Origin of the sequence: Prevotella sp. C561, assembly GCF_000224595.1 — a bacterium.
GTDB classification, from domain to species: Bacteria; Bacteroidota; Bacteroidia; order Bacteroidales; family Bacteroidaceae; genus Prevotella; species Prevotella jejuni.
On sequence record NZ_JH114166.1, the window covers coordinates 2,441 to 5,014 of the forward strand.

2 protein-coding genes are annotated in these 2,574 nt (G+C 33.1%); both read right to left on the reverse strand.

Going from position 1 to position 2,574, the window contains the following annotated elements; all coding sequences use genetic code 11:
* Positions 1-883 precede the first annotated feature (883 nt).
* Complete coding sequence (locus tag HMPREF0666_RS15570; protein WP_009013350.1) at positions 884-1,222, reverse strand: hypothetical protein; 339 nt, start codon at positions 1,220-1,222, stop codon at positions 884-886.
* A gap of 1 nt (position 1,223) precedes the next feature.
* Entirely contained in the window at positions 1,224-2,519 is a 1,296-nt protein-coding gene (locus HMPREF0666_RS15575) for an ETX/MTX2 family pore-forming toxin (RefSeq protein ID WP_009013351.1), read from the reverse strand.
* Between the last annotated feature and the right edge of the window lie 55 nt (positions 2,520-2,574).

Here is a 2,574-nt window from a genome sequence, read left to right on the forward strand (position 1 = left end):
TCTTTCATACGCTGCTCCTGGGTGCAGCTTTCCCAATACTCGTTGTTATGGGAAAGTTCCTTATGAACGTAATCGAGTTCTTTTTCTCTCTTGTTGTGTTGCTCACTTCCTGCCTTGACAGATTGGAAATTGGCTGATGTTTGTGCCATATTGTTTTCTTGTTTTGGTTTGCTAAGGGTGGTTGGAATGGGGTCGCAGGGGCTTGCCCCCGCCCTCGGAGAGCACACGAACTTTAGACGATAGTCGTACAAAGTTCTTAGTGTGCTAAGAACTTTACTTTTGTAAGTTCTCTCCGCAAAGATATACAATTCTTTCGAGAGGACAAAAGTACGGTTCTTTTTTTGCCGTTAGGCTTAGAAAATCGCAACTCTGTTGCGTCATGGGGGTATAGGGGTCTCCCCATAGCGACAGCACCGAAAAGCGACAGCGGTTAGATGTGCGCCGGATGAGCGGAGAGAGGAACGAACGCAGCGAAAAGGGAAATGAGGAGGAACGACGATTGACCGAGCGCACGAGTGAAGATGAAGCGCAGCGGAACGAAACGACCCCATATAAGACAAAATTGCACCTAGTGCAAGAAGTCTTGTATGTGGTGCAAATGTTTGCACTCTAGTGTATAAGTTATTTTAGGCTTGAATAGTTGTAGCAGAGCACACGAGATGGAAAAACGCTGGTTTATGGATTGAAAAAGGCAGGTTGTGGGAGTATTACAGAGAGAATAATCCAAAGACCAGCACTAAGTTAATACACGAATATTATAAGACCCACAAGAAGTTTGGAGATTAAAAAGAAGAAATACTAGAATTTTGAAACTAGCTCAAAATTCTAGTATATCTTTATAACCCCTAGCATAATTTATACTTTAGAGTGTAAAAAGCTGTTCTTATTTTCTATAAATAGAATCTAAAGATAACTCTATATTAGATATGTTTTTATCATATTGTTTTATTGCTACTAATGAATCATTTTCAAATGTAAGTATAGTTGTTATAATAAATCCTTGATTTAATACTCTTGCAGGTTCCTTGTAGTATAAAATATCTATCTTTTTATCCTTATTAATATAAGAATCAGAACGGAAAGGTTTCCCACAAATATTTATAACACTAATTTTATTAGTGCTTAGATGTATTTTATCTATCGGAAATAGAGAATGTGTTTGAATAGCACATGAAGTGAATAGTGTAAGTATTATAAGTGTTGAAAAGATACTAGGTTTCATCTTAGTTTATTTTTATTACTTTATTTGATTCTAACATGTCTTTAGATATTTTAACAGTTCTCTTTCCAGAGGTGCTGTTATTTGTTGGAGTTAAATCAAGAACTGCTTCTGTTTGTTCTACATCTACACCTTTCCATCTTCCTTTTATTTTTATTTTTCGCCCTGATACCATTCCTACACATGTTGCAATATACTCTACATCCATATTGTATTTATATAACGTTACTCTCATGATTCCTATATAATTAGCTGGAATTATTATAGGATAATCCCTATTAATAGTAATAGTGTGCTCCTCGCTTTTTCCGTATGTAAATTCTTTACTACTAGATAAAGTTGTAGATATTTTCCCATCTGCTATTATCGGAATCTTTACAGAAAAGTCTGTTTTTATACTGAGACTATAGGATGTTTTCTTTGTGAAACTAGAAGTTTCTTTATATGTTTTAGATATAGAGAATGTGTGTTTCTGTTCAATAGGACTATTATTTACAAATCGGTCAGAATATACAAGTTCTGGTTCTTGAGTTAATGTAGCTGTGTTATCTATATTGAATGTTATACTCTCGATTTTAAATTCCTCTACTGGAATTATTTGAAATTCTTGTTTTGGAGAATTATTGTATTTAGAAAATAAAACTTTATTTCCATCTGCTGTTATGGCATTATAATAAACATCAGTATTTCCCCATCCTCCATAATTATTTCCGAGCATTGGAAAATCAGTGTTCTCTATTATATACGAATCTCTAGAATATTTTCCACGTTTAATATCCCAAGATGCTCCAAAAAGTTGTTCTTTTGGAGCATGACCAGCATATAATATGCTAACTTCAGGCTTATTTTTATATGTTCCAATTCTAATAAGAGTATTTGTCTTCTTTGAATAGATCAGATATGGAATTCCTGCTGTAGCAGGAAGTATTTTTATATAAAATTGTTGATCTAGCGATTTATCCTTAAATTTTTCTATAGTTACTTCTTTTCCCTTATTTGTTACACTTAAAAAGCGTCTTTCGTCAGAATTTCCTTGAACTTGTAGGTATATAGGTATCTCATCAAGTTGTTCTAGTTCTTCGGATAAATCATAATCATAATAATTAGCTCTTGTTTTTAGGTGTTTGATATTTTTATGGGTGCCTTTAATCGGTAATATAGTACTATCTTGAAGAGCTATAACATTATGACTAGTTGTAGTTAACTCCTTTAATTCTTTACTATATTCATCATTAGAACATCCTTCAAAAAAGGATATTATACAGATTGTAAAAAGGGAAAGTAATATTTTCTGTTTCATATTGAATAGGGATTAAAAGATTAATAGCTGTAAATTTAATGATATTTTTTTAANA

Excerpts from the sequence above, each read along its gene's own strand:
- HMPREF0666_RS15570 (WP_009013350.1), bottom strand. The coding sequence starts at position 1,222 with ATGAAACCTAGTATCTTTTCAACACTTATAATACTTACACTATTCACT.
- HMPREF0666_RS15575 (WP_009013351.1), bottom strand. The coding sequence starts at position 2,519 with ATGAAACAGAAAATATTACTTTCCCTTTTTACAATCTGTATAATATCC.